This window comes from Methylobacterium sp. CB376 (assembly GCF_029714205.1).
In the GTDB taxonomy this organism is placed as follows: Bacteria; Pseudomonadota; Alphaproteobacteria; order Rhizobiales; family Beijerinckiaceae; genus Methylobacterium.
This window is the reverse complement of record NZ_CP121648.1, coordinates 7555766-7568383: the sequence shown is the minus strand read 5'-3', so window position 1 is coordinate 7568383 and position 12618 is coordinate 7555766. Positions and strand designations below refer to the sequence as shown.

The following is a 12618-nucleotide window of genomic DNA, read 5'->3' as shown; positions in this document are numbered from 1 at the left end:
CGGCCAGGTTCAGCCTGGGAACCCGCCAGGAAGCCGCGCATTCCCGGGTCGTCACCTCGACCTGTCGGGTACGCGCCCCACTCGGTCGAACGTCACTGGCGGGTCGGGCACGCTCGGATCCCCAATCGCGACGTGCCCGGCCCGGACCAACTCTTAAGCCGGGCTGCCGATACACCGGATTGCCCGCAACGAGGCTGCTCCTAAGACCGGGATTTCGTCGGCAAGGCTTCCTGGCTGTCGAACGGGAACGAGACCTCAAACAGCAACCCGTCCGGCCGGTACTCCAGGCGCGCATCCCCCTTCAGCTCGTCTTGCACCAGGCGCCGGATCAGGCGCGAGCCGAAGCCGCTCCGGGTCGGTGTGACCACCGGGGGACCGTCCACCTCCTGCCAGGTCAGCTGCAGCCGAACCTCCGGCAGCGTCGTCAAGGTCCAGCACACTCTCACCGTGCCCGCCTCGCCGGACAGAGCCCCATACTTCACCGCGTTGGTGGTCAGCTCGTGCAGGACCAGCCCTATCGGGGTCACCAGGGGTGCCGGGATCGTCACGTAGGCGCCCTCGATGATCACCCGCGGCTGCCCGGCATTCTGGTAGGGCATCACCTCGGCCTCCACGACCTTGTGCAGATCGACCCCGTGCCACTGCGCCTCGGTCAGCAGGGCGTGCGTCGCCGCCAGCGCGGACAGCCGGTTGCTGAAGGTCTCCGTGAACGACGGAAGCGACGAGGCGGTCCGGGCGGTCTGGGCCGCCAGGGCCTGCACCACCGTGAGAATGTTCCTCACCCTATGGTCGAGTTCGTGGAGCAGCTCGCGCTGGCGCTGCTCGTGGCGCGCGCGCTCCGTCACGTCGCCGGCCACCCCCTCCAGCCGCACGGCCCGACCCTCGTCGTCGCGCATGACCGTGCCGCGGAACTCCAGGGTGCGCACCTCCCCGCTCGGCCGGCGGATGCGGTACTCCGCCTGATAGTAGCCATCGGGGTGCGCCAGCGCGTCCTGTAGGGCGGCTTCGGCCAGGGACCGATCCTCGGGCAGGACGATGGCGAGCCACTGCTCGTAGGTGACCTCCCTCTGAGCGGCGGGCAGGCCGAGCATCCGGGCGACGGCCTCGGACCAGCCACCGACCCGCCGGACCGCGTCGAACCAGGCGGTCCCGAGCCGGCCGGCATCCAGGGCCAGCCGCAGGCGTCGCTCGCTGGCCTCGGCCTGCTGCACCGCCTCGCTGTAGCGCTCGACCGCGATCCTGAGGGTTGCGCCGAACAGCAGGACCAGCCCTCCGGCGATCACGAAGAGCGCGACGCTGACCTGGTTCGCGCGATCCGGCAGGGCGAGCGAGAAGGTCGGGGGAAGGAACAGGTACCAACCGGTCAGCGTGGCGGAGGCGAGGGCCAGGGCACCGGGCTTGGGTCCGCCCAGCATGGCGGCCAGGAGAATGGCGGGGAAGAGCGTGGCGAAGGGCACCACGGGCCCGGCCCAGAGACCGAGGGCGAACCGCACGAGCACCGCGAGGGCGACGCAGAGGAGCGCGAAGAGGTAGGCGCGCGGCCCGTACTCGAAGGCGAGCCTGGTGTAGACGTGGATGAGCCGGCTCATGGCCTCCACCCATGATCCTCGGCCAAGGTATCTACACTTTCGTCCGAGCTTTACAACGGACGGCCACGATGGCCTCAGCAGAGGGGCGCGGAACGCGGGATGCCGGGTGCGATGGCGCGAGGGGGCGGATAGCGGCACGCCCATGCCGATGAGCAAGCACCAGCTCGCCAGCGCCCTCAGGGTGGCAGGCCATCTTGTCGAGCGTGAGCGGTTCGCGAGCTTCGTCCTGGACGAAATGACGGCCTTCGCCGTCAACCCGTTCGCCACCACCACGACGGCCGGCGCCGCCCACCAGCTCTGGGGCATGCGGGCCATCGAGTTCCCAGCCATACAGGTCGCCTCGGCCGGCTTGCCCTGCCTGCTCGCGGCACTGGCGCGCCTTCCGAGGGGCGAGCGGCTGCATCAGGAAATCCTGCGCGCGGGGACACACGTGGTGTACGCGTTCCACCATGGCGACGGCTGCCGAGTTGTTGGAGCGGTGCTGCACGGAAAGCCAGGGCAGGCGCTTCCGGAATATGCCCCGTCGAGGAGGCGCGGCCGGTCGCGGCGGCCGCATCAAGGCCCGGTGCAGCTCGACCTGTTCGCGATGCTCTGAACACGAGGAAGGCCTCGCCGCGAGGCGAGGCCTTCCTGATGTCGGTATCTCTGTATGTGCGGGACGTTGCCCGGCCGCCTCGGGTTCTGCCTCCCAGCCCCGAAGTTATGAGGGGAGAGTAGGAGGCAACCTTGAACCGTCAGCAAACGAGCGCGGTGAACGGCAGGTCAAGGAAGCTTGCCGAGAGCTTGCGATCCCGATCGCGCCACGCCCTCAAGCACCAGCCTTCTTCGGTCGTCCCCGACCCTTCTTCGGCTCGGCCGGCGCGCTCACCTTGGCGTCCAGGACAGCACGTTTCTCGGCAGCAGCTCTCCGGCGGTTCTGACCGAGCCCCAAGCTCTTGGCGAGTTCGGAGCGCTGCGCGGCGTAGTTCGGCGCTACCATCGGGTAGTCCGGCGGCAAGCCCCACTTCTTGCGGTACTCGTCCGGCGTGAGGCCGCGCGTCCTCAGGTGCCGCTTGAGCGACTTGTAGGATCGGCCGTCCTCCAGGCTGATGATGGCGTCCGGGGTGATGGACTTCTTGATCGGCACGGGAGGCGTGAGCTTCACCGGCTCCGGCTCGACCGGCTTCCCGAGACTGCCCAGGCTCTCGTAGACGCCTCGGATCAGGTTCGGCAGCTCGGCTACCGGCACGTTGTTGTGTGACACGAAGGCCGAGACGATGTCGCTGACCAACTCGATATGGCTGTTCGCTGCTTCTTCGCTCATCAAAAGTTCCTGGCCTAGAAAGCGCGGGCAAACTGATGCTTAGATTTCGCCATGTCAACTTTTCTGACATGAGAGGTTGAAATTTCCACTGGCGCTGATGCGTATCGCACAGGTCGCACCAGCAGGATCGCCCGCCTCACCACCATCCTTTTTCCACGAAGGTGGTCTCGGGCTGCTCGAGGCCTCTTAGCGTATAAGGATGGTCCAGAACGGCCGCACCGAGGTCAATCCTCAGCCCTGGCGCAACCTCAAAGACACCCATGGACGGGTTCGCCAGACAAGCTTCGCTGACCGTGCGGAGCTGCCGATCGGAGATCATCTTGGCCTTGTGCAGCTCGCTGATGGTTGGCGTGACGGGCATGTTGACGCCCCTACACCTGGGAGTACGACTGGCGACTGCCTTTGAGCCTGTGGCGGGCTGGTCGCTGGAACTGGCGGCCGGGCTCGACAGGGGTTCGAGCCCGGCCGCCGCACCTCGGATGGGCCTCTCGGAGAGGCAGGCTTAGTCGTTGCCCTCGGGCTCGACGCAGGACTCGACGAACACCCTGCGCACCTCGCCCCTCAGCTTTCTCCGCAGCGCCTCAGCATCGCAGTGCGCCAGCAGGGCCGGATCCACATCAGTCATGCGATCCGGGGTGGCGGCGTCTGTGCTGACCTCCGGCGCTGGTTGGTCAGGGGCAAGCAAGGCGGCGTGTGCGAAGACCGCGTCGGGCAAGCTCGCCAGGAGCACTGAGGCGCTAAGCGCAACCACGTAAGCCTTCATCAGCCCTCGCCCTAAACTGCCAAGATTGCCTCTGTATTTTCGGCATAGCGTAGGCAGGTCGGGGTAGCCATTACACATTCGGCCTGTCGGCGGCACCCTGATGTGCACCTACACTACACCTTAACCCGACTGCCCCATGGTTCCGGACAGGCGAGCGCCCCACTCGCTGGCCTCCCTGGCGGCCGGACCAGACCTGCCGACCCAGTCACCTCTTCCTCCTGATCGGCATCAGTCCCGAGCAACGGATGCGCCTCTACCGCCAACTGCGCGAGCGTGGTTTCAGCGCCCTCCAGACGCTTGCTATAATTGGTGCCAGCGTTCTGCTCCTGGTGGCCGGCGTGAGCCTCGCTGTCCTCGATACCGCGATTGCTTCGGATGCGGGCGATCTGCTTCGGGCGAGCATCCCCGCAGGGAACGGCTCCTGACCTGCCCTGTGTCGGTATTCACCCCGTATGGCGCGGAGATGCGGGCGAGCTACACCTCGCGCGTGTGGCAGTCTCATCCTCCGGCCTGAGCGCTCGGACCGGAGGGGCCACCAGCGGGCCGAGGGTCTCCGTCTCTCGATTTCCTTCCGGCCCGCTGCCACGCCCACCCCCGCACCCCCAGACGCTGCAGCACACGGCGGACCTGCACATCCCTCCGTGAGCCCCCACACGGCGCCGGGATGCCGCGCGTTCAGCGCCGTGGCGATCCCACCATGCGAGGTCGTGCCGGCGGCCCGAATGGCTGATACGCGCCGGGTGGCCTGCCAGCGGTTCGAGCCCGAACCGCTTCAGCAACATCGCGTTCCTTCGTCCTTGGGAGAGCGCCCATCAGAGGAGGAACACCAGTGCGTGCGTGCACCCTGTTGCCCCTCATCGCGCTGCTCGCGCTCACCGCATGCAAGGATGAGAAGGCCGACACGACCAGCACGGCAAACCCGCCGGCAGCCACGACCGCCGCGCCGGCAAGCCCGCCGACCGGGAGCCCGGCGGCTCCGACGCCACCCTCTCCCGCCACGCCGACCAACCCCTCGCCCGCGATCAAACCGTAACGGTGGCGGCCTGGCCTCCTGAGGAGCGGATCAGGCCGCGCACCTGCTCACGGGCTTCTGACGCTTCGGTGGGCGCTCCATCAGGACGCCTCCGCCGTAGGCTGCGGAGACGACGCGAAACCCTCGGCGCTCGTAGAACCGCACGAGCTCGTTCGTGCCAAGGACACGGCGCGCTCCCTTCGGCGGGCAGCCCTGCGCCTTCAGGATCAGCATCACCCCGGTGGCATCGGCTGCCCGGCTGATGATCCCGATCGCCTGACCGGCATGGCCTTTCCGGCGCTCGCGAAGCGTCGCGACGAACGAGATCTCGAGCGTGACGTCGTCCCGAACCGTCAGGATCACGTCGACGATGCCGGCCAGCCCCGCTGCCTGGACGCCGACCATCGTGGCTCTGGCAGCCGCCAAGGCAGGTGCAGAGGGCCCGGAGCATCTCCGCTCTCCGTAGACCAGCAGCCGAACGTCCGACGGGCTCCGCGATGACATGGGCGCGGTCCCTATCCGACTCGGGGCTGGAGCCGAACCAGATCTGGGCGGGAGCGACGGCGTCGGGTCCGATCGCGATGCACGGCAACCGCGGGTCGCCCGCAGCCGCAGCAGTTCTCCAGGGTGGTCGCCCACTCGTCGGGCCGGAACCCCGGGCAGGGCGGCTGGCCGGGGGAGAGGGAGGCGAGGCCGCGGGTCCACGCGGAGACCAGGGCGGCAGGAGCGCCGCGCAGCCGCCGGCAGGAGAAAAAATGCTTGTCCCGCCAATGGCCGCCACGGGCCCGCTGAGCGGCTGTGTTGGCCGTAGCGAAAGCGGGCAGGCTGTCACGGCCGAACCGCCACTGAACCGGCCGACAGTGCAGCCCGCGCGCGGTGGTCCGGAAGGCCGAGCCGGCGACCTCAACCTGCTCAACCAACCCGAAGGCTTCGAGGGCCGCGAGCGCGACGCGGATGCGAGCCTCGGTGAGGTGCACCCCGTCGTGTCCCACGAGCGCGTCGCGATCGACCACGAAGGCCCGCCCAAGCCGGCCCGCCGCGGTCGTGAGCGCCCTCGCAAGGTCCCCGTCTGAGTTTCAGTGCTCCCGCTGGAGACGCTGCCCGTGAGATCATGCACGGGCCGATCCGTCTCGCGGTGCACCCCGGCGATGTCCAACCCTATTGCCGGAGCGCTGTTCTTCAGCCTCCCAGACACACGAACACCCGGCGGAGGGTTATGACCTTGCCGGGCGTTCGGTCTTGTCACCAAGAGCTTCATCGTGCTGCTACACCAACCGAGATGGCCAGCAGCTGGTTCCAGGTGGCAAAGAGAAGCCGGCACGGGGGTGGCCCGGCCGGCTAGTGTTGAGGCTAGCGTGCCGAAGGATTGATCCCGGCAACTGGGATCAATCGCGCCATCCCGTATGTCGTTCCCGGGGCTGCATTCCGGGCCACCCCTCATGCCACCTTCGGATTGAGCATCTGGCTCACGGGGCTACCGACCCGCCAGCGCACGCCTCAAACCCGCGGCGCCACTCCTCCTGCTCTTGGCGAGTGCGCGCTTCCTCGACTGCGAGGACGGCGTTCAGGATGTTCTCTTGAGCGATCAGAAAGGAATTCGCCACGGCGCAGCTGTCAGGGCCAGCCTGCAACGATTCCTCCTCAAGGCGCTCGAGCACTCGGAGGAGACTGCTCGCCTCCCGTACAATACGCTCCCAGTTCATCGCCATTTTCCCGGCTGTCATTGGGAACGAGTGTAAGCGATCCGGCCAAGAGTTCTATTCACAAGAGTTGGCAGAGGACTAGTCCTAATGGACTAAACTGTGCTCGCACCTCCCAGAGAACGACCGGCGATTCAGGTTCGGTGTCTTTGTTTGATATATTAGCAGGGGCCTGTCGTGACCACGGACGGGCTGCTGTTTCCCGGCTCCCAGACGGGACCTGGGGTGAGTGTCACGCTTCCTTGCGGCGCGCCCGTTACGACGCCAACCGCGCCAGGATGTCTTCGGATCAGCGAGCCGCGGCGTCCATTTTGCGGTGGGTTACGCCGTCCGCGCCAGGACGCGTTGTACTTGGACCGCGCTCCAGGACCCACCGCGCGCCGTGGGGACGCCGCGCGCGTTCAGCTCGGCCGCGATCTTCCGCAGCAAGGAAGCACCAGCAGCGCGGATTTCGGCGATGATCGGCGACAGATCGGATGAGCGCCGATCGGCCTGCGCCTGCCGTAGCTTCAAGCTGACCGCGCGCCCTTTCACATTGTCGGCCGACAGGTTGCCCCGGTCACCGCCGAGCTTGACGCCCCGAGCCTTGGCGGCCGCGAGCGCCTTCCGGGTCCGCTCCGCGATCATGCCGGCCTTAAGCTCGGCCACGCTGAGCATTGTCTAAGCATGAACCTCCCGACCGGCCCCTCGACGTTTGGCAGATAGCAGAACTCCACTTCCACGTCGGTGGCGACCAGCTTCCTCATGAAATCCGGGTCTTGGATCAGGCGGGAGACGTTCGCCACGATCAGCTTCGCGCCCATCACCTGGCAGAAGGCCAGTGCGGGCTCCAGCTCAGGCCGCACCCTCTTGTTGGTGCTGGTCTCCACCTCCGTGAACTCACCTACGATCGACCACTCCCCCCGTTCAGCCGTTCGCGCACCGTCTGGCGCTGAGCGTCGAGGCCGAGCCCAGACCGGCCCTGCTTGCCGGTCGAAACCCTGTATTAGGCGATGTATCTGCCGCTGGCCATGCCTGTTCTCAGCTTGTTCTTGATGTTTCTGATCTAGATCAATCCAGGCTGTGGTCCCGTTCTCAGATTGATTGCGATCTGTTCACGCTTTATTCGACGGGCTTGATTGAACAGGACAACGTCCCCGCCCAACGCCCCAACCTAGTCGACCCAATCGACGCGTTCCGTCACAAGCAACGTTCAGCCCGCCCGGTCCTGCCGCGGCGGGCTCTCTTCATCCGCCTTGGGCCCACAGAGCATGACGTAGGTCGGGATCAGCACGAGATCCCGGCTGAGCGCGATGACGTCGCTGCAGCGGCCGAACGGCTCGAGGATGAAGGCGTAGTAGGCGCTCGTGGCGAACAGCCTGAGCCGGGGAGTGGCGGCCGACATGCCGCGATTGGCTAGTAGCTGCGGGACATCCTTCATGGCTCGGCTTGCTGGTCCCTAACGCCAACTCGCGCATTCACACATGCCATCGCACCGTCGGACCGGAGACGCGCTGATCCGCGTCAAGGCGGGCCTGCCCCGTTGACCGGCACTTTCACGCGGGTCGTGGCGCACGTCGGGCCGTTTACGGTTTCCTACCTCGATCGGCACACCCTGGTCGTTCCTCCCTAGGGGGCGTGCATGGCGCAGATCCGCATTCTCGACCCGCTGAGCGGTCGCGTCGTTTTGGTTGATCTCCCGCTGCCGACTGCTCCACGTCCCGCTCCACGCCCCGCCGAAGCCGTTCGAGAGCCGCGTCCGGGGCCGGTGCAGGGCACGACGGTGCCGGAGAAGCCACTGGCCGTGCCGCCGACCGCCGTCCCAGCAGCTTGAGAACGGTTCCGCTTGCTTGCACGAAGGCCGTGCGGTCGCCCTCGGCGTGTATCTAGCCAATGGCGGGCGGCGGGATCTCCTGGCCCTACCCGTCGCAGGCGTGGCGGGGGTTGCAGCGGCTCATCACCGAGATGTGGGCCACGCTCGTGGCGCTGCGATTGCGTGCGCGCTGGGGACAGCGGCACCGCTCCGCGGTTTGCACGGATGCGCGCCGTCGATTGGTTCTTATAGCACAGCTTACATGAGATGCGGGCCTGACCGGCAGCCCTGATCACGCTCGACCGGTGAGGGGAAACCCGGGCCCGCGCCTCACCCTACCATTACGAGCCTGTCCATGCCGGCCGAGCTGCCGATCGTCTACGCCTTCCTAGAGGACGGGCAGCCCCGCGCCTGGGCGCCGCCCTATGTGGAGGGATAGACCGCGGTTACGCCAAACTATCGAGATCGACCCGCGCTTGCTTTCGGGAAGCCAGGGCACCTCTAAACCACCCTGGCATTGGTAAAGTCTTGCTCTCAGCAGCCCATATCTCCTCGATAGCTTCCTGAACACGAGTAAGATCTTTGGAGAAAAACTCGAAAGATTGAGGCCCGGGCACCGCCTCTCTAGCCGTAAAAATCCCATTTTCTTGGTGAATGCGATGTGCGCAATAGATTAACTCGCGTCTCATTCCATCTCCCTCCCGTTATATTGGCAGCGGCTTATGCCGGCTGAGCGCTTGTTAAAGCGTTAAGGATATTGGACGCAAGTGCGGCGAGTATCGCGATTTCAAAGGCGACCTGACTGCTGCCAGCCAGGGTCTGGACCGCGGAACAGGTCGCCTGAGGCCTTGCGGCTGAACAGCGTGAGCCAGCGGCGGCGGCGATGCTCCGGTCTGTCGTGCAGCATGTGACAGCGCTGGCAGAGCGCCACTAGGTTGCCGTCCGAGTTGTCGGAAGTGTCGTGGTTGCGGTGCGCGGCCGCCAGCACCACCCGAGTCGTGCGGACCTCCGCCAGAAGGTCGACGGCCGGCGCGCGCCGCAGGGGCTGCCCTCGGCCGTTCCGCCACGTCCGGTCCTCCGCATCCCACCAGCGGCCGTCGGACAGGCACACGATCCGCTGCAGGTGCGGCCGCCCGCGCGCCGGAAGCGGATCACCGCCGAGAGCTGGGGCCAGTCGATCGGGTAGAAGCCGCGGTGCTCGGGTCGGATCGGCATGGGTCGCGGTCGCGCTGTGATCGGGGCAGGCTAAGGCCGAGCTTGCGGTTCCACCAGACCTTCGGCTGCGCTACATCGTGGGTGCTGCATCGTTACGCTTCACCCGGTTGCGGGGCGGTGCAGCAGGCGGTCGGGCTACCGAAGCGACCGGCGCCCGAACGGTCCGGCCGCCACCACCAGGCTTAGGGCTTCCCCCCGAACCCCCACACCGCCACGCCGCGATAACGCCCCGGCTTGCGCTTCCACGACGTCCAGAGGTGCTTCTTCAGGTACGCCTCGGTGGCCTCGAACACGGGGTACGAGCACGGCATCATCACGCCGCACCAGTCGCCCCGGATGATCCCGGCCTGCGGGTGGACGCCGAAGAGCAGGATCGTGTCCCACCCGAGGTGCGCCGCCTCGGCGCCGAACTCGTCGACGAACCGGCGGCAGTTCTCCAGGGTGGTCGCCCAGTCCTCCGGGCGGAAGCCGGGGCAGGGCGGCAGGATCGGCGATTAGGTCGGCGGTCGGCATGGCGGCCCGATACTCCCCCGAGGTGTGGTGGGGCTTGCCGCAGGTCCCGGCTTACGCGGGCCGCGCCGGCAGGATCGCCGCGAGGTCGAGCGCCACACCCTTTGCGATCAGCCGCTACTCGACGGGCAGGATCGCCAGGACGGTCCCGGCCTCCAGGCGAATGGAGAGGGTCCAGCCGTCCCCGAAGTGCGCCAGCTCGCCCTTGGCTCTCATCTCCTGGATCACGGCTTCGGCCGCCTCCAGCGCCTCATTCAGGTCCGCGGCCTCGACCCCCTCCTTGTCACGGATGGTAGTGACCCCGTCGGCGAGGTCGAAGTAGAAGCGCCGCATCAGGTGACCCTTTTCTGCGCGGTCGCGGGGGCGTGGCTCCGTCCGGCAGCCTACGTAGTCGGCGGTAAGTTAATGCGCATACTTGGTTTATGAAAGCTTAATGTGTCTGCCGAAGAATTATGAAATTAACTGCACGATCAGATATGGGCCGTAACGACTACGTGACTTGGGGAACGTTACACTATGTAGCAGAGTTAGGGCAGAGTAGGTTGTGTAGTCACGCCGACATGCCGCCCAGCCAAAGAGGCTGGGCTATTTGTTGAGTATGCACGCTCTCTGGCGCCGGGAACCCAATCGATGCGCGACCCGTTCAAGACCGAAGCACATAGCGCGACTGATAACTCGTCAGAGCGAAGCGAGAGAATTCGAGAGCATATTAGGAAGATCATAAGAAAAGCCATAGATAAAGAGATGCAAAACAGAAAATCGTAGTCGGAGAGGTCCAGGATATTCATCATGTAGTGTGTAGATCGTTCCCTATCGTAGAGCCGCTGCGGAGACTGCGGCCCGGCTCCAGACATGCGCCCGCGTCGGTTCTGGATGGGTATACCCCTGGCGAACCAGCCCGGAGTCGGTTCAGCAAGGCGCGCCGATCATTCAAAACGAACCGCCGATCAGTGAACCATCCGTAGCGAACCGATCGGCCCGCCCGTGCACGTCCGAGCCTACCTCCGCGCCTCCACCGACGAGCAGGACGCCCAGCGCGCCCGCGGACAGCTCGAAGCCTTCGCCGCCGAGCGGGGGCTCCGGATCGCCGCGTGGTACGCCGAGACCGAGAGCGGCGCCCGCCTGGAGCGCCCGGCCCTGTTCCGGCTGCTCTCCGACGCCCATCCCGGCGACGTGCTGCTCATCGAGCAGGTCGACCGGCTCTCCCGGCTCACGGTGGCGGACTGGGAGCGGCTGAAGCGCGAGATCGCCGACCGGCGCATCCGGGTGGTCGCCCTCGACCTGCCGACGAGCTGGATGATGGCGACCGGCAACGGCGACGAGTTCACCGCCCGGATGTTCAAGGCGGTGAACGGGATGATGCTGGACGTGCTCGCGGCGGTGGCGCGCAAGGACGACGAGGACCGGCGCCGCCGGCAGGCTCAGGGACAGGCGCGTGCAAGGGCGGAGGGCCGCTACAGGGGCCGGGCGGAGGACACGGAGCGCAACGCCGGCATCGCCGCGATGCTCACCGCCGGGCTGACGTGGTCACAGATCCAGGCGGCGACCGGGTGCAGTCGGGCGCACCTCGCCAAAATCGCCAAGCAGGTGACGGCTGCCGGGCCGAGCGGCTCATGAATGCGCGCGCTCGTAGCCCAGCGCTTCAGCCAGGGCTATCCGGGCGCGATTGACGCGGCTCTTCGCGGTGCCGACACGGCAGCCCATCAGGCGTGCGGCCGCCTCGTAGGAGAGCCCCTGGACGGCGATGAGCAGCAGGGCTTCGCGCTGCGACGCGGGCAGCTTGTCGAGTTGCTCCCAGGTCTCCCGCAGCTCGATCCCACTCTCCTGCTCGGCCAGAGCGACCAGCTTCTGCGCGGCCATACCGTCAGCATCTTCGACCTCGCAGCGCCGCTTGCGGCAGGTCGTGTAGAACTGGTTGCGCAGAATGGTGAACAGCCATGCCCGGAGGCAGGTGCCCGCCTGGAAGCGGCGCTGGTGTTGCCACGCGCGCAGCAGGGTCTCTTGGACGAGGTCGTCGGCCTGAGTGGCGTCGATGGTGAGGGTGAGCGCGAAACGCCGCAGAGCAGGCACCTGGGCCAGAACGTCGTTGCCGAACGAGGACCTCGTTGCCGCCACTTTAGCCAGCGCGTCCTCGAGCCGGGCGACCAAGTCGAGCAGCGCTTGAGGCTGCCGCCCGGTCACAACCGCGGCGTAGCCGGCACGCAACTGCTTACCGAGATGGTCACGCAGGAATGGCGGCAAATCGGGAGGATTGGGCGAAGCGGCATCCGCTTCGCCGAAGAGATAGAACGACATGCGCGTTCCCCTGGGGGAATAAAGGTAGGCTTATACTCAAACACGTCGCTACCGCTCAGGTTCCTCTCATCTATGAGGATCGTTGGATTACGGTATGCAGAAAACTACGTAGGAGCCAGATTGGTTGCCCTGGACATCACCGAGACTGCTCGTAGCGGGCACTGTTCCGCCGCTCCCGCCCTGATCGCCGCTACGTGCGGCGTCAGCCTCATCGGCTACGGCAAGCTGCATCGGGGCCGGATCGGCCACTAGTGCACAGACGCCGACATTCGCATCAGGTGACCGATTGCTAACCAGCTGAGATTGCCGAAGAAATCGCTCCGCGCGGTGTACCTTTTGAAGGCGTCAATGCACTAGCGAAGCCAACAAGCGCCGCCCTGGCAGCGACGCTGTCGATCGGCATGACCTGGAGCCAGATCCAGGCGGCGACCGGGTGCAG

At 66.5% G+C, this 12618-nt stretch carries 15 protein-coding genes and 1 pseudogene; 4 read left to right on the top strand and 12 right to left on the bottom strand.

The genetic code is table 11. The features are described 5' to 3' along the window. Positions 1-200: 200 nt before the first annotated feature. A complete protein-coding gene (locus QA634_RS34830) occupies positions 201-1589 on the bottom strand; it encodes an HWE histidine kinase domain-containing protein (protein ID WP_168169187.1) in 1389 nt (462 codons plus the stop codon). A 142-nt stretch (positions 1590-1731) separates the two neighbouring features. On the opposite strand from QA634_RS34830, the gene QA634_RS34825 reads away from it, so the two are divergent. Next, complete coding sequence (locus QA634_RS34825) at positions 1732-2184, top strand: hypothetical protein (RefSeq protein WP_012336512.1); 453 nt, start codon at positions 1732-1734, stop codon at positions 2182-2184. A 213-nt stretch (positions 2185-2397) separates the two neighbouring features. On the opposite strand, the gene QA634_RS34820 is transcribed toward QA634_RS34825, so the two are convergent. The 3 genes from QA634_RS34820 to QA634_RS34810 form a co-directional block, all read right to left on the bottom strand. Continuing rightward, positions 2398-2892: a MucR family transcriptional regulator gene (locus tag QA634_RS34820; RefSeq protein ID WP_012336511.1), complete on the bottom strand. Its 495-nt coding sequence runs from the start codon at positions 2890-2892 to the stop codon at positions 2398-2400. 136 nt (positions 2893-3028) lie between these two features. Then, on the bottom strand, positions 3029-3253 hold the full coding sequence (locus tag QA634_RS34815) for a hypothetical protein (protein ID WP_150108785.1): 225 nt from the start codon (positions 3251-3253) through the stop codon (positions 3029-3031). 141 nt (positions 3254-3394) lie between these two features. Then, positions 3395-3655, bottom strand: a complete 261-nt coding sequence (locus QA634_RS34810; protein ID WP_012336509.1) for a hypothetical protein — start codon at positions 3653-3655, stop codon at positions 3395-3397. 245 nt (positions 3656-3900) lie between these two features. Here QA634_RS34810 and QA634_RS34805 point away from each other — a divergent pair, with 245 nt between their 5' ends. Then, complete coding sequence (locus QA634_RS34805) at positions 3901-4080, top strand: hypothetical protein (protein ID WP_012336508.1); 180 nt, start codon at positions 3901-3903, stop codon at positions 4078-4080. Between the two features lie 638 nt (positions 4081-4718). Here QA634_RS34805 and QA634_RS34795 read toward each other — a convergent pair. Beyond that, positions 4719-5072, bottom strand: a complete 354-nt coding sequence (locus QA634_RS34795; protein WP_265576491.1) for a hypothetical protein — start codon at positions 5070-5072, stop codon at positions 4719-4721. A gap of 350 nt (positions 5073-5422) precedes the next feature. Here QA634_RS34795 and QA634_RS34790 point away from each other — a divergent pair, with 350 nt between their 5' ends. Next, complete coding sequence (locus tag QA634_RS34790) at positions 5423-5740, top strand: hypothetical protein (protein WP_168169186.1); 318 nt, start codon at positions 5423-5425, stop codon at positions 5738-5740. A 948-nt stretch (positions 5741-6688) separates the two neighbouring features. Here QA634_RS34790 and QA634_RS34785 read toward each other — a convergent pair. The 6 genes and pseudogenes from QA634_RS34785 to QA634_RS34760 all read right to left on the bottom strand — a co-directional run bounded on the left by QA634_RS34785 (position 6689) and on the right by QA634_RS34760 (position 10217). Beyond that, positions 6689-7024 (bottom strand): recombinase family protein, encoded by a 336-nt coding sequence (locus QA634_RS34785; RefSeq protein ID WP_265576490.1) that lies wholly within the window; start codon positions 7022-7024, stop codon positions 6689-6691. Next, positions 6991-7236: a hypothetical protein gene (locus tag QA634_RS34780; protein ID WP_265576489.1), complete on the bottom strand. Its 246-nt coding sequence runs from the start codon at positions 7234-7236 to the stop codon at positions 6991-6993. Before QA634_RS34780 ends, QA634_RS34785 begins: the two co-directional genes overlap by 34 nt. Before the next feature lie 323 nt (positions 7237-7559). Next, positions 7560-7787 (bottom strand): hypothetical protein, encoded by a 228-nt coding sequence (locus QA634_RS34775; protein ID WP_012336504.1) that lies wholly within the window; start codon positions 7785-7787, stop codon positions 7560-7562. 1159 nt (positions 7788-8946) lie between these two features. Beyond that, positions 8947-9374, bottom strand: a pseudogene (locus tag QA634_RS34770) (hypothetical protein). 182 nt (positions 9375-9556) lie between these two features. Further along, positions 9557-9862, bottom strand: a complete 306-nt coding sequence (locus tag QA634_RS34765) for a hypothetical protein (RefSeq protein ID WP_265576672.1) — start codon at positions 9860-9862, stop codon at positions 9557-9559. Positions 9863-10001: 139 nt separating this feature from the next. Beyond that, positions 10002-10217, bottom strand: a complete 216-nt coding sequence (locus QA634_RS34760; protein WP_012336502.1) for a DUF6894 family protein — start codon at positions 10215-10217, stop codon at positions 10002-10004. 651 nt (positions 10218-10868) lie between these two features. Between QA634_RS34760 and QA634_RS34755 the strand changes: the two genes are divergently transcribed. Next, positions 10869-11501, top strand: a complete 633-nt coding sequence (locus QA634_RS34755) for a recombinase family protein (RefSeq protein WP_012336501.1) — start codon at positions 10869-10871, stop codon at positions 11499-11501. Here the strand turns inward: QA634_RS34755 and QA634_RS34750 are convergent. Beyond that, positions 11496-12179 carry a sigma-70 family RNA polymerase sigma factor gene (locus QA634_RS34750; RefSeq protein ID WP_012336500.1) on the bottom strand — a complete coding sequence of 228 codons (684 nt, stop codon included), beginning with the start codon at positions 12177-12179 and terminating at the stop codon, positions 11496-11498. The genes QA634_RS34755 and QA634_RS34750 overlap by 6 nt on opposite strands. Positions 12180-12618 lie beyond the last annotated feature (439 nt).

Bases quoted from the DNA above. Each gene is read 5' to 3' on its own strand.
- QA634_RS34830 (WP_168169187.1), bottom strand. From the start codon at position 1,589: ATGAGCCGGCTCATCCACGTCTACACCAGGCTCGCCTTCGAGTACGGG.
- QA634_RS34825 (WP_012336512.1), top strand. From the start codon at position 1,732: ATGCCGATGAGCAAGCACCAGCTCGCCAGCGCCCTCAGGGTGGCAGGC.
- QA634_RS34820 (WP_012336511.1), bottom strand. From the start codon at position 2,892: ATGAGCGAAGAAGCAGCGAACAGCCATATCGAGTTGGTCAGCGACATC.
- QA634_RS34815 (WP_150108785.1), bottom strand. From the start codon at position 3,253: ATGCCCGTCACGCCAACCATCAGCGAGCTGCACAAGGCCAAGATGATC.
- QA634_RS34810 (WP_012336509.1), bottom strand. From the start codon at position 3,655: ATGAAGGCTTACGTGGTTGCGCTTAGCGCCTCAGTGCTCCTGGCGAGC.
- QA634_RS34805 (WP_012336508.1), top strand. From the start codon at position 3,901: ATGCGCCTCTACCGCCAACTGCGCGAGCGTGGTTTCAGCGCCCTCCAG.
- QA634_RS34795 (WP_265576491.1), bottom strand. From the start codon at position 5,072: ATGGTCGGCGTCCAGGCAGCGGGGCTGGCCGGCATCGTCGACGTGATC.
- QA634_RS34790 (WP_168169186.1), top strand. From the start codon at position 5,423: ATGCTTGTCCCGCCAATGGCCGCCACGGGCCCGCTGAGCGGCTGTGTT.
- QA634_RS34785 (WP_265576490.1), bottom strand. From the start codon at position 7,024: ATGCTCAGCGTGGCCGAGCTTAAGGCCGGCATGATCGCGGAGCGGACC.
- QA634_RS34775 (WP_012336504.1), bottom strand. From the start codon at position 7,787: ATGAAGGATGTCCCGCAGCTACTAGCCAATCGCGGCATGTCGGCCGCC.
- QA634_RS34760 (WP_012336502.1), bottom strand. From the start codon at position 10,217: ATGCGGCGCTTCTACTTCGACCTCGCCGACGGGGTCACTACCATCCGT.
- QA634_RS34750 (WP_012336500.1), bottom strand. From the start codon at position 12,179: ATGTCGTTCTATCTCTTCGGCGAAGCGGATGCCGCTTCGCCCAATCCT.